Source organism: Sediminicola sp. 1XM1-17 (assembly GCF_037203765.1).
Lineage (GTDB): Bacteria > Bacteroidota > Bacteroidia > Flavobacteriales > Flavobacteriaceae > Sediminicola.
The window spans coordinates 177,403-198,124 of the sequence record NZ_JBBCAS010000001.1 but is presented as its reverse complement, the minus strand read 5'-3'; the positions used below and the strand labels follow the sequence as shown (position 1 = coordinate 198,124).

The following is a 20,722-nucleotide window of genomic DNA, read 5'->3' as shown; positions in this document are numbered from 1 at the left end:
TATGCATAAATTAATATTTGTTGTCTGTTTCTTAATTTGCCAGATAGTTTCGGCCCAAGATGTTTTTATTTTGGACACGGACAGCAAAGAGCCTATTCCCAATGTGGCCATTTATAACCTCGACAAGAGTAAAACAGTAATTTCGGATATCTATGGAAAGGCCAACTTGGATATTTTTAGCCCCAACGAGAGGATTATTTTTAAGCATATTGGATATCAGATTAAAAAGGCCTCCAAGTCCCTTTTGACCAAAAGGGGGAACAACAAGGTATTCCTGACCATGAATGCCGAGCAGTTGGATGAGGTGGTCATGTCCATTTCTAAATGGGAACAACAACGGAAGGATATCCCACAGAAAATAGCATCCATAGACGCCAGAAATATAGCGTTTACCTCTCCCCAAACATCTGCTGATCTTTTGCAAAACAGCGGAAAGGTCTTTGTTCAAAAAAGTCAGTTGGGAGGGGGTAGCCCTATGATAAGGGGCTTTGCTACCAATAGGTTGCTGATTACCGTGGACGGTATCCGTATGAACAATGCCATTTTTCGGGGGGGCAATATCCAAAATATCATTTCTATCGATCCTTTTGCCATAAAGAACACAGAAGTCATCTTTGGGCCCGGATCTGTTATTTATGGGAGTGATGCCATTGGCGGTGTCATGAATTTTTATACCCAGACCCCTCATTTGGCCATAGGGGACAGCATCAGGGTCTCCGGGAATATGGATTACAGGTATTCCACGGCGAACAGTGAAAATACATGGCATGCAGATTTGAATTACGGGAAAAAGCAATGGGGTTTTCTGACCAGTCTGTCCTATTCGGATTTTGGGGATTTGAAAATGGGAAAATATGGACCTGATTCCTATTTGAGAAAGAACTATGTTATACCCGCTGTAGATGGGGACCAATTGGTCCCCAACCCCAATCCAAGGAAGCAAATTCCGTCTGGTTATGATCAGATCAACGTCATGCAAAAAGTAACTTATAGGCCCAGTAATCTGTGGGATTTGAATATGGGACTTTTTTACTCGGAAACCTCGGATTATTCCAGATACGACAGATTGATAAGACCTACCAGGGCCGGCGATGGATTGCGGTCTGCCGAATGGTATTACGGCCCTCAAAAATGGTTTCTCGCGAATGTACAGGCAGAACAAAAGGGGAAAGGGAAGTTTTATGATGGGTTAAAGATCACCAATGCATACCAGCATTTTGAGGAAAGTAGAAATGACAGGGGTTTCCAAGATGCTATATTGTATTCCACTGCCGAAAAGGTAGATGCCCTTTCTTCCAATATTGATTTTGAAAACAAACGCATGGGAGATTTCCGCTTGTATTATGGTGGGGAATATGTTTTCAACAAAATTAATTCCTACGGTAGCCAGAAAAATATTCAGACCGAGGAGATTTCGGGTTCTGCGGCACGATATCCGGACGGGTCCACGTGGCAAACCTTGGCTGGATATCTCAATGTTGAATATAAGATAAAACCGAATATGACCATGCTAACGGGTATGCGATACAGCCATGTGTGGATCAATGCCGATTTTGATAGTACTTATTACGATTTTCCTTTCCAAGAGGCAAACCTGAGTACTGGGGCCTTAACGGGAAGTCTGGGTTTTAGTTGGTTGCCCAAGCCAGACCTACAGGTCACCTGGAATGGTTCAACAGGATTTAGGGCACCAAATATTGATGATATAGGGAAGATTTTTGATTCGGAACCGGGAGCGGTAGTGGTACCCAATCCAGATCTTCAGCCAGAGTATGCCTATAATATGGAATTGGGCATCCAGAAAAATTTTAAAGATAAGGTAGTTTTTAAAGGTGCCACTTTCTATACCTATCTTGTAGATGCTTTGGTAAGACGTGACTATCAATTCAATGGGCAGGATGAAATTCAGTACAATGGTGAGACCAGTAGGGTACAGGCTATACAGAATGCCGCCAAAGCTTATGTTTATGGGTTCGAGTTCGGATTGGAGGCATTTTTTACAGAAAATCTTTCCCTGCAGTCAAACCTTACCATCACAGAAGGTATCGAAGAAGAAGAGGATGGTACAGATTCTCCCGGAAGGCATGTGGCCCCCACTTTTGGGGATGTGCACATACTTTGGAAAAACCAAAGTTTCAAGGCCGACCTGTTCCTTGCCTATAACGGAGAGATATCCAATGATAATTTGGCCGCGTCGGAAATCAGTAAGGACTATATTTACGAGTTAGATGCCAATGGGGACCCGTATTCCCCTTCTTGGTATACCCTTAATTTCCGTTCACAGTACCAATGGAACCATAGTTTAAAACTTACGGCCAGTTTGGAGAACATCACCAATCAGCGCTACCGCCCCTACTCCTCTGGAATAGCTGCAGCGGGTATCAACCTAATCCTTGGAGTTGGGTATCGTTTTTAAGTAGAACCTGGATGTAGCCGGGTTTAGGATGTAAAGGATATCGGCATCAATCTTTGATGGCCTGTTTGGTTTCTTCAATAGCTTTATCTGTAGCTTTCTTTATGTCTCTACCGGCCTCTTTTGCCGCATCTACGGCATCTTTTCCGGCTTTCTTCATGTCGTCACCTATTTCTCCCATCTTATCAGCAGCATCTTCCCCTGACTCTTCCATGGCGTCCCCTGCTTTTTCCAGTTTTTCCTCTGCCCGTTCCGAAGCTTTTTCAGCTTTATCGGTTGTTTCCCTGCAGGAAACCAAGATTGTTCCTATAGCAACGGCGAGTACGGCACTCAAAACAATTTTTTTCATTATGTTCATTTTTGGATTTATATCATAATGAATGTAATCAATTTTTAATAATGAAGTTTGTGATGATAATTTTAATTTTTTAACGAACTGGTCTTTAGGAGGATATAAAAAATATCAACTTCTTTAATATGAATTTAACATTTTTCGGTTAGGGTAAAAGAGGGTTTGCTTGTTATATAACCAAACGAACAAATTTCAAATCTTATGAAGAATTATTTAAAAAATGCAGGAATTATCTTAATGTCAGTCTTCGCTTTCGTTTCGTGTAGTGATAACAACGATGATACAGGAATGGACGCGGAATCCTATGACACAACTTTTAAAATTACAGATGCCCCCATAGACAATGCCAACGTGGAGGCTGTAGTGGTAACCATCACCAATGTCAAGGTTGATGGAAAGGCACTGGAAGCTTTTACTGCCACAACGGTCAACCTGGCTGCTTTGGTAAACGGTAAAACAGAAACCTTGGGTAATTTGGATTTAAAGGCCGGTTCTTATTCCAATATTGAGTTCGAGCTGGACTTTGAAAAGGACGTAAACGGTAATGCACCGGGATGCTATGTTGCCATGGCCGATGGAACCAAAGATGCCTTGGTGGCCACATCAAACAAGATCAAGATCCAAGACAAGTTTGAGGTTTTGGCGAAATCTGCCAACGAAGTGGTTATCGATTTTGACCTAAGAAAGACTATCAAGGAGGAACAAGGTACACTTTCTACCGATTTTGATTTCGTGACCATGAGCGAGCTTTCAGCTGGAATCAGAGTTGTGAACGAGGACTTGTCCGGTAGGATTTCTGGTACGGCAAACGATGCCAACAACACCTCCGATAAGATCATTGTTTATGCATATGAAAAAGGTAAATTCAATGCCGATGCAGAAACAAAAGGCAGTGGGGCAAGCAACGTTACTTTTGCCAATGCCGTAACAAGTTCAGAAGTTAGCGGACTTAGTGGTTCTTATAACTTGAGCTTCTTGAAAGAAGGTGAATATGAATTGGTTTTCGCCTCTTACACAGAAGACAACAAAGAATTCTTTTTCAACTCCATGTTGAATGCGGAGTCCTCTACAGGATTGAATTTAGGGGCCATCAGTGTTTCTTCTTCCATCCAAATAGATGCAAATGTGACCATTACGGGAAGAAAATAGTAAAGTAATAATTTCATCTTATTCAAAAGCCCCTTGTTCAAGGGGCTTTTTTTGTTTTTCAACGGAAAGTTTTCTAGTGAAAAATCACTAGTTTTGCAAACTTAAAATAATGCAATAGAAGCTGTTATTATGAAGTTTGCAGAATACAAAGGTTTAGATTTACCAAAAGTTGCCGAGGAGATATTACACTACTGGAAGGAGCATCAGATTTTTGAGAAAAGTGTAACAAGTAGGGAGGGTAAGGATAACTACGTTTTTTATGAAGGACCCCCTTCTGCAAATGGTATGCCCGGGATCCACCATGTTATGGCAAGAACCATAAAGGATATTTTTCCCAGGTATAAGACCATGAAAGGATTTCAGGTGAAGCGAAAAGCAGGATGGGATACCCATGGTCTGCCCATTGAATTGGGTGTTGAAAAAGAATTGGGTATTACCAAGGAGGATATAGGCACCAAAATTTCTGTAGAGGACTATAATGCTGCATGTAAAAAAGCGGTGATGCGCTATACGGATGTATGGAACAGCATGACTGAAAAAGTTGGGTATTGGGTTGATATGGAAGATCCATATATCACCTACAAATCCAAGTATATGGAGTCCGTATGGTGGCTGCTCAAGCAAATTTATGACAAAGATCTCATCTACAAGGGCTATACTATTCAGCCCTATTCGCCCAAGGCCGGAACGGGATTAAGCTCCCATGAGCTGAACCAGCCAGGGACCTATCAAGATGTGACAGATACAACAGTAACCGCTCAATTCAAGGTGAAATCAGATTCACTTCCTACGGCCATGAAAGGCATAGAGGGCGAGTTGTTTTTCTTGGCATGGACAACAACACCTTGGACATTGCCATCCAATACGGCTTTGACCGTGGGACCCAAAATAGAATATGTTGTGGTAAAGACCTACAACCAATATACCTATGAGCCTACGAGCGTAGTATTGGCAAAATCGTTGGTTGGCAAACAGTTTACGGGAAAATTCGAAGAGGTGGAGACTTTGGAGGATTGGGCGAATTACAAACAAGAGGACAAGAAAATTCCATTTTTGGTACAGGACACCTATTTAGGAAAAGATTTGGTGGGCATACGATATGAGCAGTTATTGCCATACGCTTTGCCATACCAAAATCCGGAGCATGCCTTTAGGGTGATTACAGGCGATTTTGTAACCACCGAAGATGGTACCGGGATAGTTCATACAGCACCCACCTTTGGAGCAGACGATGCCTTGGTGGCCAAGCAGGCAGAGCCAGAAGTACCGCCTATGCTGGTGTTGGATGAGAATGGAAATCCAGTACCATTGGTTGATTTACAAGGGAAATTTCGCTCAGAAATGGGGGAGTTTGCCGGTAAATATGTGAAAAACGAATATTATAAGGATGGCGAGGCCCCAGACAAATCTGTGGATGTGGAGCTTGCCATAAAATTGAAGGAGGAGAACAAGGCCTTTAAGGTGGAGAAATATGTACACAGTTACCCCAACTGCTGGCGTACGGATAAACCCATATTGTACTATCCGTTGGATTCCTGGTTTATCAAGGTAACCGATATAAAAGACAAGATGTTCAGTTTGAACCAAACGATCAACTGGAAGCCAAAGGCGACTGGAGAAGGTAGGTTCGGAAACTGGTTGGCCAATGCCAATGATTGGAACCTGTCCCGTTCCAGATACTGGGGAATACCCCTGCCGATTTGGAGAACTGAGGATGGGAAGGAAGAGATTATCATCGGTTCCGTTGCGGAACTGAAGTCGGAAATGGCCAAGGCCGTTGTGGCAGGAGTATTGGAGAAGGATATATTTGCCGACTTTGTTACTGGCGATATGTCCGAAGAGAATTATGACAAAATTGACCTTCACAAGAATATTGTTGATCAGATAACCCTGGTTTCTGCTTCGGGCAAACCGATGAGGCGCGAGAGTGATCTGATCGATGTTTGGTTCGATAGTGGATCTATGCCCTATGCACAATGGCACTATCCTTTTGAGAACAAGGACCTGATCGACCAAGGAAAGGCATTCCCTGCAGATTTTATTGCAGAAGGGGTAGACCAGACCCGGGGGTGGTTCTATACCCTCCATGCAATAGCTACCATGGTCTTTGATTCCGTGGCTTATAAGAATGTGGTCTCCAACGGTCTTGTGCTGGATAAGGAAGGCAAAAAGATGTCCAAGCGTTTGGGTAATGCGGTGGATCCATTTGAAACCATGGAAGAGCATGGAGCAGATGCCACCCGTTGGTATATGATCTCCAATGCCAATCCTTGGGACAACCTTAAATTTGATATTGATGGTATCGCTGAGGTGAAACGTAAGTTTTTTGGCACCTTGTACAACACCTATTCCTTTTTTGCACTTTATACCAATATAGATGGGTTTAAATATGAAGAGGCAGATATACCTTTGAAGGAACGTCCAGAAATAGATCAATGGATTTTGTCGGAATTGCACTCCCTGATCAAAAAGGTGGATGAGGCCTATGCCGATTATGAGCCCACCCGTGCCACGAGGGCCATTTCTGAATATGTTCAGGAGAACTTGAGTAACTGGTACGTCAGATTGAGCAGAAGACGTTTTTGGAAGGGCGATTACCAGCGCGATAAAATATCGGCCTACCAAACTTTATATACCTGTTTGGAGACCATTGCCAAATTATCGGCACCAGTGGCCCCATTCTTTATGGACCGACTGTACAAAGATTTAACCGCGAGAACGCAGAGAGAACTTTTTGAAAGTGTTCATTTGGCGAATTTTCCTACATTTGACCAAACCATGGTGAATCCTGAATTGGAAAGTAAGATGGCAAAGGCCCAGACCATTTCGTCCTTGGTACTGTCCATCCGCCAAAAGGAAAAAATAAAGGTGCGGCAGCCCTTACAGAAAATTATGATACCCGTATTGGACAATCGCCAGCGAACCGAGATCGAGGCAGTTGCAGATCTGATCAAATCGGAGGTGAACGTAAAGGAAATTGAACTTTTGGATGATGCATCGGGTGTTTTGGTGAAACAGATTAAGCCCAATTTTAAAACTTTGGGTCCAAAATTTGGCAAGGATATGAAGGCAATTGCAGCCGCTGTAGCCAAAATGGGACAGGAAGATATCCAAAAAATTGAGCAGGAAGGCGAAATATCACTTGAAATTGAAAATAAAAACCTTATTTTACAGTTACAAGATGTAGAGATTTCTTCCCAAGACATTGAAGGTTGGTTGGTAGCCAGCTCGGGTTCATTAACGGTAGCCCTAGATGTTACCATCAACGAAACCCTTAGGAAGGAAGGAATAGCAAGGGAGCTTGTAAACCGAATCCAAAATTTGAGAAAAGATTCGGGGTATGAGGTGACCGATAAAATAGATGTGAAATTATTGAAGGACGGATGTGTAGAATTGGCCGTGGCGAGTAATATAGATTATATAAAAACCGAAACCTTGACCGCAGAGTTAATTTTTGAAGAAAAATTGGAAAGTGGGACCGACATCGCCTTTGATCAAGTGAATACAAAATTGTTTATCCAAAAACATTAAAACTATGGCAGAAGATTTAAAAATAAGATACTCAGATAAGGACCTGGAAGAGTTTAGAGTATTGATCGAAGAAAAAATGGAAAAAGCAAAGAGCCATTTGGAATTGCTTAAAAGTTCATATATGAATGATGGTAATAATGGTACTGATGATACCTCACCAACTTTTAAGGCATTCGAGGAGGGCTCCGAGACCATGAGCAAGGAGGCAAATACGCAATTGGCGATCCGTCAGGAGAAATTCATTAGGGATCTTAAAAATGCTTTACAGCGTATTGAAAATAAGACCTATGGTATATGTAGGGTTACGGGCAAGCTTATCAATAAGGACCGATTAAAATTGGTTCCCCATGCCACATTGAGCATAGAGGCAAAAAACATGCAGAGTTAAATTAAAAACGCCTTAACGGGCGTTTTTTTATGAGGCCTTATGAAAAAAAATCTGCTGCTGATCTTACTGTTTTCAATCTGTTTCCTACAGGCTCAAAAAACGGTAAAAAAGACCATTGTCAATCCTAAAGGTTCCTTTGTCCAGATAGATGCCGAAAATTGTTTTGAGGTGAAATTGGAAACCACCAATTCCTCAGACCTTATTGTGAACGCTGCTATGGATGGGGAATACAATCCCAACCTAATGGTCAATGTTTCACAAGAAGGCGCAACCATTTTTGTCAGTGCGGGCTTTCAGCCCAATTTTATTGTTCCAAATGACAAGCTCAGTGCTCATAAAGTGGTTTCCATCGCCTTGCGCATTAAAGTGCCCCAATATGGCAATGTCAAGGTTTTTGGTTCCAGCTGTAATGTTATTGCGGGTGGACGGTATCAACATTTGGAGGTCGTCTTAAACGATGGGAGGTGTGAGCTGGACGACGTTGGGCAAAACAGTACGGTAAGGACCCAAAGTGGTGATATTTTAGTCTCTAGCGCCAAGGCTAGGGTTTCGGCAAGCAGCGCGTATGGCGAGGTGAGCGGGGATTCCATTCCGCCCGGGAATCATAATTTTAAACTTCAGACGGTGACAGGCAATATCGTGCTTAGGAAAACCGAATAATATGTCTATTTTTGACAAAACCTAGAAACCAAAGAATGAATTTAAAGAAGTCTATGCTGCTTGTAGCAGTGATTTTATTGGTGGACCAACTAAGTAAAATATATATCAAGACACATTTTGTTTTGGGTGAATCCGTTACCGTTTTTAACTGGTTCAAAATATTGTTCATAGAAAATGAAGGGGCCGCATGGGGCACCAAATTGAGTGATATTTTCCCTATCTCCGATGAACTGGGCAAGTTGATCCTTACGGTGTTCAGGCTTTTTGCTATTTGTGGAATAGGTTACTGGTTGTATGACACGATTCAAAAAAAGGCTTCTACGACTTTGATCGTGGCGGTTTCCCTTATATTCGCAGGTGCCCTAGGCAACATTATTGATTCTGTTTTTTACGGGGTCATCTTCGATGATAGCTTTAACCAGGTGGCCACGTTGTTCTCCAAGGATCCTTATGGGACAATTTTTCACGGGAAGGTAGTGGATATGCTTTATTTTCCGATGATCGATACTACATGGCCCTCCTGGATTCCGGTTATAGGAGGAAATAATTTTCGATTTTTTGAACCGGTGTTCAACTTCGCAGATACTACCATCAGTACCGGAGTTGGTATCTTGATTGTGTTCAATAAAAAGGCTTTTGGTAAACCTGAAGAGGCTTAAAAGGTATATATCTTATTGGGGGTGATGCAGTAATCCAAGGATACATCCTCAGGCGTAATGTCATCAATGTTTTTTTCTGCTTCAAATAGGGAAAGACCTATTTTTACGACATTGGGTCTACATTCTTTTAAAAAAATATCGTAAAACCCTTTTCCGTAGCCCACCCTATTGCCTTTTTCGTCAAAGGCCAGTAATGGGATAAAGACTACATCAATTTTGTTGGGTGGTACTTCCAATCCATCCAATGGCTCTGGTACGCCCCATGAATTGGGTTTTATTACCGTATTGTCCGTGAGAAGAAAATGTGTCAATCTTTGATTGTCAACCATTTTCGGGATGACCACATTCTTATCTTTTCCCTGTAAGATAGAAAGTATGTAACTGGTGTCTATTTCCTTTTTTTTGGCTATGGGAAGAAATAAATGGTAAAAAGAAAAATTCCAGATGGGTATGTCTAAAAGGGTATTGGCTAATAGTAAACTTTGATCTTCAAGTTGATCAAGTGTAATTGAATTTCTAAGGGAAAGATATTTTGACCGCAATTCCTTTTTCAACATGTTCTGTCATTGATTTAAGAATGCGCAAAATAGTTAAAATATAACGGACCTATTCTTTACTGGCAACAGCAAAATATATTTTGAAGAAAAGCATTAGTATAAGATAAGTTCCAAGGGTGATAATGTAGTTTTCCATGCGTTGTACATTTTGTTCACGCTAAAAATAACTAAATATTTCTAATAATCTCCATGAAATGCACTTTTTTCCGATGAAATGCATCTTTTTTATAATTCTATTAACAGTTGTTTAAAGGCTTTTTAATTAAAATCTATAAAAATATTTTACAATACACTGTAAATCAAATAGTTGACATGAATTTATAATTCAATAAGATAGAACTGCTTAAACCAAAATAACAATAATTATTTTAATTTTTTTATAGAATGTAGTTTTTATGCTATAAAAAAATGGCCATAAATGTTAATAAGCGCACAATTCTGCAATAAATGATCCGTGAAATTGTGAAATGCACAAATTAAAGCATGCGTATTTCAGAAGATTTCTTTTTAATTGATCGATTATTTTTCTTTCGTAATTACAGATTGTTGTAATGTTATATTAGGTGAGAAGATAAAAATCTCGATTTATTTATATTCCTAGGGAGTAGATTATCTTTGTAGGGAGCATAATTCAAAACAAGCCGAAAGCCCATGTCGGAGATACCAATTAAAGTGCAACTTTCAACACTGCCTTCCAGTCCTGGGGTCTATCAGTTCTACGATAGTAATGACAAAATCCTTTACGTGGGAAAGGCCAAGGATTTGAAGAAGCGGGTATCTTCCTATTTTTCAAAAAATCATGAGGTGGGCAAAACCAGGGTACTGGTTAAAAAAATAAGGGACATAAAACATATTGTGGTCCCTACAGAGTCTGACGCCCTTTTGTTGGAGAACAATCTTATTAAGAAATATCAGCCCCGCTATAATGTATTGCTCAAAGACGACAAGACCTATCCGTGGATCTGTATAAAGAATGAAAGGTTCCCAAGGATCTTTCCTACACGAAGACATATTAAAGACGGGTCGGAATATTTTGGTCCCTATACAAGTATGAAAACGGTGAAGACTTTGTTGGAACTTATAAAAAGTGTTTATCCATTGCGGACCTGTAACTATGACCTGTCCAAGGAAAAAATAGAGGCCGGGAAATATAAAGTTTGCTTGGAGTATCATCTCGGGAACTGTAAAGGGCCTTGTGAGGGGTACCAAACACAAGAGGAGTACCATCAGGAAATTCAGGACATACGGGAAATTATCAAAGGTAATTTTAAGTCCTCCCTACAATACTTCAAAAACCAGATGAAGGCCTATGCGGCTGAAATGAGGTTTGAGGAGGCGCAGCAGATCAAGGACAAGATTGAAGTATTGGAGAATTATGAGGTAAAGACCACCATTGTAAATCCCAATATCAACAATGTGGATGTTTTTTCCATTGTCTCCGATGAGCTGTACGCCTATGTGAATTTTCTACAGATTTCACACGGATCTATCATAAGGTCCCATACCCTGGAAATTAAAAAGAAATTGGACGAGGAGGACAACGATCTTTTATCCTTGGCCATTGTTGAAATTAGGCAACGTTTCAATTCCCTTTCCAGAGAGCTGTATGTTCCCTTTGAGGTGACTTCGGAACCTGGTATAAAGATAACCGTTCCAAAAATGGGGGATAAAAAGAAAATATTGGAGCTATCGGAGCGCAATGCAAAATTCTTTAGACAGGAGCGTTTCAAACAGGAAAAAATAATAGACCCCAATAGGCATGCCAATAGGATAATGGCCCAGATGCAAAAGGACCTAAGGTTGTCAGAAGAGCCCAGACATATTGAGTGTTTTGATAACTCCAATATTCAGGGAACCAATCCGGTGGCGGCATGTGTAGTTTTTAAGGATGGCAAACCCTCAAAGAAAGATTACCGACACTATAATATCAAAACCGTGGAGGGTCCAGATGATTTTGCCTCTATGGAGGAAGTTGTGTTTAGAAGGTACAAGCGACTTTTGAATGAGGACGAACCTTTACCTCAGCTCATTGTGATTGATGGAGGAAAGGGTCAGTTGTCATCTGCCCTGAAAAGTTTGGATCTTTTGGGACTCAGGGGAAAAATTGCCATTATCGGTATAGCGAAGCGTTTGGAGGAGATCTATTTTCCCGGAGACTCCATACCCTTATACTTGGATAAAAAATCCGAGTCCTTAAAAATTATCCAACAATTGCGCAATGAAGCCCATCGATTTGGAATTACTTTTCACAGGAACAAGAGAAGTAAAGGGGCCATCAATTCAGAATTGGAGGGCATTGATGGTATTGGGGAGAAAACAGCACAGGAATTACTAAAAACCTTTAAGTCGGTCAAACGCATCAAAGAGGCGTCAGTGGAAGATCTGGCCAAAACGGTAGGACTGTCCAGGGCAAAGAAAATTTATGAAAAATTTCATTAAAGACTTAACTTGTTCACATGAAAAATACAATACTACTTTGCCTAATGCTACTTTGCTTTGGAACAGTTGTTTCCCAAGAAAATGAGGTTAAGGTAGGTTTGGTGCTCAGTGGGGGCGGTGCCAAGGGGCTGGCCCATATTGGAGCACTAAAGGTGATAGAGGAGTCTGGCGTAAAAATTGATTATATTGGAGGTACCAGTATGGGGGCCATCATTGGAGCATTGTACGCTGCGGGATACTCTGCTTCGGAACTGGATTCTATATTTCAGAATACCAATTTCACCAATCTGATCCAGGACAATTTGCCACGTAGTGCCAAAACATTCTATGAAAAAGAGGATTCCGAAAGATACGCCCTCACCCTTCCGTTCAATGATTTCAAAATTTCGTTTCCACAGGCGCTCTCTGGGGGGCAAAAAATATACAATGAGCTCGTAAGGCTTTTATACCATGTCAAGGATATTAGGGAGTTTGATAAGTTGCCCATTCCGTTTATGTGTGTGGCCACCAATGTGGAGACCGGGGAGGAGGTATTGCTGAAGCAAGGGTATTTGCCCGAAGCCATTTTAGCCAGTGGAACCTTCCCGTCCCTTTTTGAGCCTTCCGAAATTGGCGGGGCCATTTTGATTGATGGAGGTGTAGTAAACAATTATCCCATCAAAGAAGTCAAAGAGATGGGGGCCAATGTTCTTATTGGTGTTGACGTTCAGCACGGACTGGCCAATAGGGAGTCATTGTTGTCGGCAACGGAAGTTTTGTTGCAGATCAATAATTACAGGACCGTTAAGGATATGGTTAAAAAGTCCAAAGAAACAGATATTTATATACAGCCGAACATTGAAAAATATTCTGTGATCGCCTTTGATTTGGGAAAAAGTATTGTCCGTAGCGGTGAAATCGCCGCCAATCAAAAATATGCCGAATTAAAGGAGCTTGCCATTAGGCAAAACAGACCGGAGACCACCAAAAAGAGGGTAGTGATCAAGGATTCATTGACCATTAACGGGCTTATTTTAAAAGGGAACAACGACTATTCAAGAGGGTATATCAAAGGAAAGCTGCGACTTAACCTTGAGGATGAAATGTCCTTTGAGAAATTACAACAGGGGATCAACAACCTCGCTGCAACAGGCAATTTCCAATCCATTAGGTATGAATTGGTCCCAGATGGACCCGAAGCTGTGGATTTGATCATGAACCTTCGTGAAAACCCTAACAAGACCTTCCTGAGGATGGGGCTCCACTACAATGATCTGTACAAGAGCGGGGCCTTGATCAACCTCACCCAAAAGAACCTTTTTTTGGATGACGATGTTTTTTCATTTGATTTTATTTTGGGGGATAAGCTCCGTTATAATTTTCAATACTATTTGGACAAAGGGTTTTATTGGAGTTTTGGTATAAATTCCAGATATAACGATTTTGATCACGAAATAGGGACAAGTGTTATTGCGTCCAATTTCAATACATCGGATATCAGCAACGTGAACACCATCAATCTGGATGTGGCAGACTTGACCAACCAAGCCTATGTGCAAACGGTCTGGGCGGAAGAATTCGCCCTGAGTCTGGGGATTGAGCATAAATTCATAAAATATAGTACCAAAACCATCGGGGAGCCTTTAATGAATGAAACCTCTTCCAATAGGATTATTTTTGACAAGAGCAACTACTTCAGTACCTATGGACAGCTCACATTGGATACCTATGATGACAGATATTTCCCCACCAGAGGGCTGTTTTTTGATGGAGATTTTCATGTGTACCTATATTCAACGGATTTCAATAATAATTTCAAAGAGTTTTCCATCGCAAAGGCCAGAATGGGTGCTGCCTTTCCTATCGTAAAAAAAGTTTCCCTTAATCTGGAGACGGAGGGCGGTTTCAAATTAGGGAAGTCAGAGGTGACGTCCTTTGATTTTGTCCTTGGCGGCTATGGGACCAATCTTATCAATAATTTTATTCCGTTCTTGGGATATGACTTTCTAAGTTTGGTAGGAAACAGTTTTGTAAAGGCCCATGGGCGGATCGATTATGAGTTTCTCCCCAAGAACCATGTGCTGGTAGCTGCTGATTTTTCAAGGGTGGACGATGATATTTTTAGAACCGGCCAATGGTTCAAGAGGCCTGATTATTCGGGCTATGCCCTGGGGTACGGTTGGGAATCTTTTATAGGCCCGGTCCAAGTGATGTATTCTTGGTCTCCTGAAGTGCGAACAGCCAACATATTTTTTAGTATCGGTTATTGGTTTTAAAGCGGAATTATCAAAAAAAGTCGTTGTTTTTTACGATATTTGTAATTCAGAAAGTAAAATAAATGCTTCAATACAGAATTGATATAACTGCCCATCTCCGGGCCATGTGGTAACTGCGGAATCTTTCGCTTTGGTTACCCTATTATTATCAAAACATTTTAATTAAAAATATTCAATACTTATTATGGCACAATTAGATAAGACTTCATTTCAATTACCAATAGAAAATCCTGCAGCGGAAGATTTTTTACCGCTACTGGGTACAGATTATGTAGAACTATATGTGGGCAATGCCAAACAAGCGGCACATTATTATATGTCTGCCTGGGGTTTCCAGCCTTTGGCTTATGCCGGTCTGGAAACAGGGTTGAAGGACAGGGTTTCCTATGTGTTGCAACAGGATAAGATTAGATTGGTCTTGACCTCCCCTTTAAAATCTGGAGGGGATATCAATAGGCACATAGATGCCCATGGCGATGGGGTTAAAGCCATTGCACTTTGGGTAGATGATGCAGCCAAAAGTTATCAAGAAACTACCAAAAGAGGTGCTGAGAGTTATATGCAGCCCAAAACAATGGAAGATGACAAAGGCAAGGTTGTAGTATCCGGGATCCATACCTACGGGGAAACTGTCCATCTCTTTGTGGAAAGAAGCGATTATAAAGGAGTTTTTATGCCTGGATTCAGAGCTTGGAACCCAGTATACCAGCCCAAAGACGTAGGGTTGAAATATATTGACCATATGGTGGGAAATGTGGGTTGGAACGAAATGAACAAATGGTGCCAGTTCTATGAAAAGGTCATGGGGTTTGCGCAGTTGGTCTCCTTTGATGATAAGGACATCTCTACGGAATACACCGCCCTGATGAGCAAGGTGATGAGCAATGGAAACGGCAGAATTAAATTTCCGATCAACGAACCGGCAGAAGGAAAGAAAAAATCACAGATAGAGGAATATATAGAGTTCTATAACGGAGCAGGGGTGCAGCATATGGCTCTGGCAACCGATAATATTATTGAAACGGTAACTGCCCTGCAAAATAGGGGAGTAGAATTTTTGACTGTTCCCGCATCGTATTATGAGGATGTGTTGGACCGTGTGGGTGAAATAGATGAAGATTTGGCGCCTTTATCGGAGCTGGGGATCTTGATCGATAGGGATGATGAGGGATATCTCCTTCAAATTTTCACCAAGCCCATCTTGGACCGTCCAACCATGTTCATTGAGATCATCCAGCGAAAAGGAGCAAAATCGTTTGGAAAAGGAAATTTCAAGGCCCTGTTTGAGGCCATAGAAAGGGAGCAAGAATCAAGGGGAACCCTTTAGGAAATCCCATTTTTCTTAATGATTTCCTAAAATTATTTTAAAATACATAAACAACTGTTAAAGGTAGAGTTAAAGTCCGTTAAAACGGATTAGCATACAAGAGTTATGTGATAACTTTGTCCTCAGTAAGGGGTGGTTCCCTTACAACTTTAAGTATTGGTTTTTCATAATTTAAAGTTTGGTTGGTTATTTAGGAAAAGCCCAGTTTTAACACTGGGCTTTTTTTTGTGTTCAAAAGTTTGGAACAACTTTTGTTTAAATAACAAAGAATCAAAAATAGGATACACTAGTTTTTGCTATTTTTACCTCAATTCGTAATAATGAGAAACATTTGTTTTGCACTGGTAGCGTTGATCACCTTCTCGGTAAACGCACAAAAAGACAATTCGGCCTTCGCGGTTGGCGAATGGCTTAGATTTCGTATTCATTATGGCATATTGAATGCCAGTTATGCCACCTTGCACGTGAAATCCGACACCATGAACGGTGTTCCTGTATACCACGTGGTAGGGAATGGAAAGACCACGGGTTTTGCAAGTATTTTCTTTAAAGTGGACGACACCTATGAAAGTTATTTTGGGATGCAGGATGGCAAGCCTTATAAATTTATCCGTAAGATAGACGAAGGTGGTTATACCAAGGATATTGAGATCAATTTTGACCATAGTGACCATTCCGCGGAGCTAAACGATAAAAAGAATAATAAAAAGTTTAATTTTGCCATCAATAACGATATCCAAGATTTGGTCTCGGCCTTCTATTTCCTGAGGAGCAACTATAAAGCGGAGGATTTGGTGGTAGGAAAGTCCATAGAGCTGAACATGTTGTACGATGATGACGGGGTCTTCAAGTTTAAGTTAAAATATCTTGGAACGGAAGTGTTGAAAACCAAATATGGCAAAGTTGAATGCCTCAAATTTAGGCCCTATGTTCAATCGGGCCGGGTGTTTAAAGAGCAGGAGAGTTTGGCACTCTGGGTGTCCAACGATCTCAATAAAATTCCTATCAGGATCAAGGCAGATCTGGCAGTAGGATCGGTCAAGGCTGATTTGGATGGCTACAACGGCCTAAAGAACCAGTTCAAAATTATAATGGATTAATGATCTAATGAAGAACAAAGAGCAAATAGAATCCCAAATATTAAAACTTGAAGAAAAATATAAGGATTCTGGCCAGGATTTGAGCTCTTATTTGGATGGCTTGCTATATCAACGCTATCTTACCTATTGGGATTATATTCATTTGGATACCCTTTTAAGTCTGCAGGTGCCCCGCACCCACTTTCCTGATGAAGAGATCTTCATCATGTACCATCAGATCACGGAATTGTACTTTAAATTGATCCTTCACGAACAGAAACAGATTGTGGATGACAAATCCCAGGAAGTCGACTTTTTTTTGGAAAAGGTAAATAGGATCAACAGTTATTACAAGGTTCTTATTTCCTCCTTTGGGATCATGATAAAGGGTATGGAAAGGGAGCAGTTTCTGCAATATCGGATGGCCTTGTTGCCCGCAAGTGGTTTTCAATCTGCCCAATATAGGATGATAGAGCTTTATGCTACCCCTTTGGAAAATTTAGTACATCACACAGAAAGAGAAAGTTTTTCTGCGGAAGATGGCATCAATGAGCTTTATGAGCATATTTACTGGAAAAAAGGTGCCACGGATAAAGCCACCGGGGAAAAGACCTTGACCCTTAAGCAATTTGAATATAGGTATACTCCAAGGTTGATCAGAATTGCCAATGAAGTAAAAGGTATTACCATTTATGAAAAATACCGCAATTTGGGAGCGGAAGCAAAAGGCAATAAGGCTTTGGTAGAGGCGTTAAAAGCATTGGATGTCAATGCAAATGTGAACTGGCCCTTGATGCATATGGGTTCTGCCTACCGCTATTTGGACAGGGAAAATGGTTCGGTAGAAGCTACCGGAGGAACCAATTGGAAGGAATACCTCCCGCCTAGTTTTCAAAAAGTAATATTTTTTCCTGAAATTTATTCTAAGGAAGAGTTAAATAATTGGGGTAAGCAATGGGTGGACCATATCTTTAACCCCCATAAAAAATAGGAGAACATGAAATTATATTTGGGCTTTATTCTGACCTTCCTTTTGTTGGCATCCTGTAAAGACTTAGGATCGTCAGAAAAGGATTTGGCTGAAGAGGTGACCATTAAGAAACCAAAAATTATAAAGCAGTTTGGTTTTAACTTGGACGAATTCAATGTGCTTCAGGACACCGTTAGAAATGGCGATAGTTTCGGTGAATTAATGCTCCGTAATAATGTAGAGTATCCAAAAATCCATAAAATATCGGAAGAATTCAGGGACACTTTCGATGTTCGCAAGATTGTTGTTGGAAAGCCATATCTAATATTAAAATCCAAGGACACCTTAGAGAAGGTTCAGGTATTTATCTATCAGAACGACCTTATCAATTATACGGTTATCGATTTGCGGGACTCCGTTACCGCCTACAACAAGAGAAACAAGATTAAATATGTTCAAAGGGAGGCTTCTGGAGTTATTACTTCCTCCTTGTCAGAAGCAATATTGGAACAGGGGATAGATTATAATATTACCAACAACCTTTCTCAGATCTATGCATGGACCATAGATTTCTTCAGGCTGCAGAAGGGTGATAAATTTAAGGTGATCTATAGGGAAAAGTACATCAATGATTCCATATATGCGGGTGCAGAGCCTATAGAGGCTGCCTATTTTGAGCACAATGGAAAAACAATATACTCCTTCGGATATGAATCCGACACCATTAATAAGGTAAAGGAGTACTATGATGAAGAGGCCAAGAATTTGAGGCGGGCATTTTTAAAGGCCCCTGTTGAATTCAGTAGAATATCTTCCAGATACAACCTGAACAGGAGAATTGCCTATTATGGTTACAAGGTAAGGCCGCACAAAGGAACAGACTATGCTGCTCCCATAGGAACCCCAATTTTGGCTACCGCTAACGGTACTGTGGAAGAATCCACCAGAAGGGGTGGCAATGGAAAATATGTAAAGATTAAGCACAACAGTACCTATAGCACGCAATACCTTCACATGAAGAACCAGAACGTGCGCAAAGGTCAGTACGTACAACAAGGAGATGTCATTGGATGGATCGGTATGACGGGAAACACCGGTGGGCCTCACGTATGTTACCGTTTTTGGAAAAATGGACGTCAAGTAGATCCATTAAGGGAGGAGCTGCCCAAGGCCGAGCCCCTGTCCGATGCCTTGAAGCCAGATTACTTTGCATTTATTTCTCCGTTAAAGGAGCAATTGGACTGCATTGAATTTATGGAGTTGTCAGAAGAAGAACTATTAACAGAGAACGATTAGAGATGTCATTAAAAAATATCAATCCTACCGGAGCGAAAGCATGGAACGCGTTGGGAGATCATTATAGGAAAATTGAAAATAGCCATTTAAAGGAGCTATTTGCGACCGATAAGGAGAGGGCAAAGAAATTTACCTTGCAGAGTCAAGGTTTTTTTGTGGACTATTCCAAAAATAGAATTACTTCAGAAACCAAAGAATTATTGTTGTCCTTGGCGGAAGAAGTGGGCTTGAAAGATGCTATCGACAAATATTTCGCCGGTGATGCCATCAACGAAACCGAGGGCAGGGCTGTGCTTCATACGGCATTGCGTGCAAATAAGGGAGATGACATCAAGGTTGATGGTGAAAATGTGATGCCAGAGGTCTATGCTGTTAAAGAAAAAATCAAATCCTTTACGGAAGGTATTATCTCTGGAAGTAAAAAAGGGTTTACTGGCAAAGCATTTACCGATGTTGTGAATATTGGTATAGGAGGTTCGGATTTGGGTCCGGCCATGGTGACCGAGGCCTTGAAGTTCTACGGGAACCATCTAAGAATGCATTTTGTAAGTAATGTGGACGGTGACCACGTGTATGAGACATTGAAGGGATTGGACCCCGAAACGACGCTGTTCGTTGTGGTTTCAAAAACATTTACAACCCAAGAGACCTTGAGCAATGCCACGACCATAAAAAAATGGTTCCTAAAGCATGCCGGACAGAAAGATGTTGCCAAGCATTTCGCGGCAGTATCTACCAATACTTCCAAAATAGAGGAGTTTGGAATTTTGGATGAAAATGTTTTCCCGATGTGGGATTGGGTAGGAGGTAGATTCTCATTGTGGAGTGCGGTTGGATTGTCCATTGCTTTGGCAGTTGGGTATGACCACTTTGATGCACTTTTGATGGGGGCCAATGAAATGGATGAACATTTCAAAACTGCCGATTTTGAAGAGAATTTACCTGTGATTTTGGCCTTGTTGAGCGTATGGTATAATAATTTTTATGGGGCCGAGACCGAAGCTATTATTCCTTATACCCAATATTTGAGTCGCTTTTCTGCCTATTTGCAACAGGGGATCATGGAAAGCAATGGCAAGAGCGTGGATAGGAACGGCAATCGTGTTTCATATGAGACAGGGACCATTATCTGGGGTGAGCCGGGAACCAATTCACAACACGCCTTCTTCCAATTGATCCATCAAGGAACGAAACTTATTCCGGCAGATTTTATTGGGTTTAAACATGCTTTACATGGAGACGCTGATCACCACAATAAATTGATGGCCAATTTCTTTGCCCAGACAGAGGCACTGATGAATGGCAAGACCAAGGAAGAAGTAAGGGAAGAGCTAGAAGGAAAGAATACACCCAAGAATGAAATGGAAGCCTTATTGCCATTTAAGGTTTTTGAAGGAAACAAGCCTACCACTACTATTTTGATCGATAAGCTGACCCCTAAAAGTTTGGGAGCGCTGATTGCGCTATACGAGCATAAGATTTTTGTTCAGGGAGTTGTTTGGAACATTTTCAGTTATGACCAATGGGGTGTGGAATTGGGGAAACAATTGGCTTCAACAATTTTAAAGGATATTGAGAGCTCAGAAATTGCCAATCATGACGCCTCTACATTGCAGCTTCTGCAATATTTTAAGAGTTGAGAGTATA

The 20,722-nt window shown here is 41.1% G+C and carries 15 protein-coding genes; 13 read left to right on the top strand and 2 right to left on the bottom strand.

Translation table 11 applies throughout. The annotated features are described in order from the left end of the window. Position 1 precedes the first annotated feature (1 nt). A complete protein-coding gene (locus WAA86_RS00900) occupies positions 2-2,416 on the top strand; it encodes a TonB-dependent receptor plug domain-containing protein (protein ID WP_337299082.1) in 2,415 nt (804 codons plus the stop codon). A 46-nt stretch (positions 2,417-2,462) separates the two neighbouring features. Here the strand turns inward: WAA86_RS00900 and WAA86_RS00895 are convergent, their stop codons facing one another. After that, a complete protein-coding gene (locus WAA86_RS00895) occupies positions 2,463-2,762 on the bottom strand; it encodes a hypothetical protein (protein ID WP_337299081.1) in 300 nt (99 codons plus the stop codon). 204 nt (positions 2,763-2,966) lie between these two features. Between WAA86_RS00895 and WAA86_RS00890 the strand changes: the two genes are divergently transcribed. From WAA86_RS00890 to WAA86_RS00870, 5 genes are all read left to right on the top strand, one after another. Next, positions 2,967-3,914, top strand: a complete 948-nt coding sequence (locus tag WAA86_RS00890) for a DUF4382 domain-containing protein (RefSeq protein WP_337299080.1) — start codon at positions 2,967-2,969, stop codon at positions 3,912-3,914. Between the two features lie 129 nt (positions 3,915-4,043). Then, complete coding sequence (gene ileS / locus WAA86_RS00885; protein ID WP_337299079.1) at positions 4,044-7,445, top strand: isoleucine--tRNA ligase; 3,402 nt, start codon at positions 4,044-4,046, stop codon at positions 7,443-7,445. A 4-nt stretch (positions 7,446-7,449) separates the two neighbouring features. Continuing rightward, positions 7,450-7,833, top strand: coding sequence for a TraR/DksA family transcriptional regulator (locus WAA86_RS00880; RefSeq protein ID WP_337299078.1), 384 nt, complete (start codon positions 7,450-7,452; stop codon positions 7,831-7,833). Positions 7,834-7,872: 39 nt separating this feature from the next. Then, on the top strand, positions 7,873-8,493 hold the full coding sequence (locus tag WAA86_RS00875; protein WP_337299077.1) for a hypothetical protein: 621 nt from the start codon (positions 7,873-7,875) through the stop codon (positions 8,491-8,493). A 35-nt stretch (positions 8,494-8,528) separates the two neighbouring features. Then, a complete protein-coding gene (locus WAA86_RS00870) occupies positions 8,529-9,152 on the top strand; it encodes a lipoprotein signal peptidase (RefSeq protein ID WP_337299076.1) in 624 nt (207 codons plus the stop codon). On the opposite strand, the gene WAA86_RS00865 is transcribed toward WAA86_RS00870, so the two are convergent. Further along, positions 9,149-9,709, bottom strand: coding sequence for a 5-formyltetrahydrofolate cyclo-ligase (locus WAA86_RS00865; protein WP_337299075.1), 561 nt, complete (start codon positions 9,707-9,709; stop codon positions 9,149-9,151). The genes WAA86_RS00870 and WAA86_RS00865 overlap by 4 nt on opposite strands. A 651-nt stretch (positions 9,710-10,360) precedes the next feature. On the opposite strand from WAA86_RS00865, the gene uvrC reads away from it, so the two are divergent. From uvrC to pgi, 7 genes are all read left to right on the top strand, one after another. Beyond that, positions 10,361-12,148 carry an excinuclease ABC subunit UvrC gene (gene uvrC, locus WAA86_RS00860; RefSeq protein WP_337299074.1) on the top strand — a complete coding sequence of 596 codons (1,788 nt, stop codon included), beginning with the start codon at positions 10,361-10,363 and terminating at the stop codon, positions 12,146-12,148. A 17-nt stretch (positions 12,149-12,165) separates the two neighbouring features. Then, a complete protein-coding gene (locus tag WAA86_RS00855) occupies positions 12,166-14,403 on the top strand; it encodes a patatin-like phospholipase family protein (RefSeq protein WP_337299073.1) in 2,238 nt (745 codons plus the stop codon). Positions 14,404-14,587: 184 nt separating this feature from the next. Then, positions 14,588-15,730: a 4-hydroxyphenylpyruvate dioxygenase gene (gene hppD / locus WAA86_RS00850; RefSeq protein ID WP_337299072.1), complete on the top strand. Its 1,143-nt coding sequence runs from the start codon at positions 14,588-14,590 to the stop codon at positions 15,728-15,730. Positions 15,731-16,050: 320 nt separating this feature from the next. Next, the gene (locus WAA86_RS00845) at positions 16,051-16,830 is read left to right on the top strand and encodes a DUF3108 domain-containing protein (RefSeq protein WP_337299071.1); all 780 of its coding nucleotides are present in this window, start codon (positions 16,051-16,053) and stop codon (positions 16,828-16,830) included. Positions 16,831-16,837: 7 nt separating this feature from the next. Then, the gene (locus tag WAA86_RS00840) at positions 16,838-17,800 is read left to right on the top strand and encodes a tryptophan 2,3-dioxygenase family protein (protein WP_337299070.1); all 963 of its coding nucleotides are present in this window, start codon (positions 16,838-16,840) and stop codon (positions 17,798-17,800) included. 6 nt (positions 17,801-17,806) lie between these two features. After that, positions 17,807-19,075 carry a peptidoglycan DD-metalloendopeptidase family protein gene (locus tag WAA86_RS00835; protein ID WP_337299069.1) on the top strand — a complete coding sequence of 423 codons (1,269 nt, stop codon included), beginning with the start codon at positions 17,807-17,809 and terminating at the stop codon, positions 19,073-19,075. Between the two features lie 2 nt (positions 19,076-19,077). Next, the gene (gene pgi / locus WAA86_RS00830) at positions 19,078-20,715 is read left to right on the top strand and encodes a glucose-6-phosphate isomerase (RefSeq protein WP_337299068.1); all 1,638 of its coding nucleotides are present in this window, start codon (positions 19,078-19,080) and stop codon (positions 20,713-20,715) included. Positions 20,716-20,722: the final 7 nt, after the last annotated feature.

Bases quoted from the DNA above. Each gene is read 5' to 3' on its own strand.
- hppD (WP_337299072.1), top strand. From the start codon at position 14,588: ATGGCACAATTAGATAAGACTTCATTTCAATTACCAATAGAAAATCCT.
- uvrC (WP_337299074.1), top strand. From the start codon at position 10,361: ATGTCGGAGATACCAATTAAAGTGCAACTTTCAACACTGCCTTCCAGT.
- pgi (WP_337299068.1), top strand. From the start codon at position 19,078: ATGTCATTAAAAAATATCAATCCTACCGGAGCGAAAGCATGGAACGCG.
- ileS (WP_337299079.1), top strand. From the start codon at position 4,044: ATGAAGTTTGCAGAATACAAAGGTTTAGATTTACCAAAAGTTGCCGAG.
- WAA86_RS00880 (WP_337299078.1), top strand. From the start codon at position 7,450: ATGGCAGAAGATTTAAAAATAAGATACTCAGATAAGGACCTGGAAGAG.
- WAA86_RS00855 (WP_337299073.1), top strand. From the start codon at position 12,166: ATGAAAAATACAATACTACTTTGCCTAATGCTACTTTGCTTTGGAACA.
- WAA86_RS00845 (WP_337299071.1), top strand. From the start codon at position 16,051: ATGAGAAACATTTGTTTTGCACTGGTAGCGTTGATCACCTTCTCGGTA.
- WAA86_RS00840 (WP_337299070.1), top strand. From the start codon at position 16,838: ATGAAGAACAAAGAGCAAATAGAATCCCAAATATTAAAACTTGAAGAA.
- WAA86_RS00870 (WP_337299076.1), top strand. From the start codon at position 8,529: ATGAATTTAAAGAAGTCTATGCTGCTTGTAGCAGTGATTTTATTGGTG.
- WAA86_RS00900 (WP_337299082.1), top strand. From the start codon at position 2: ATGCATAAATTAATATTTGTTGTCTGTTTCTTAATTTGCCAGATAGTT.
- WAA86_RS00890 (WP_337299080.1), top strand. From the start codon at position 2,967: ATGAAGAATTATTTAAAAAATGCAGGAATTATCTTAATGTCAGTCTTC.
- WAA86_RS00875 (WP_337299077.1), top strand. From the start codon at position 7,873: ATGAAAAAAAATCTGCTGCTGATCTTACTGTTTTCAATCTGTTTCCTA.
- WAA86_RS00835 (WP_337299069.1), top strand. From the start codon at position 17,807: ATGAAATTATATTTGGGCTTTATTCTGACCTTCCTTTTGTTGGCATCC.
- WAA86_RS00865 (WP_337299075.1), bottom strand. From the start codon at position 9,709: ATGTTGAAAAAGGAATTGCGGTCAAAATATCTTTCCCTTAGAAATTCA.
- WAA86_RS00895 (WP_337299081.1), bottom strand. From the start codon at position 2,762: ATGAAAAAAATTGTTTTGAGTGCCGTACTCGCCGTTGCTATAGGAACA.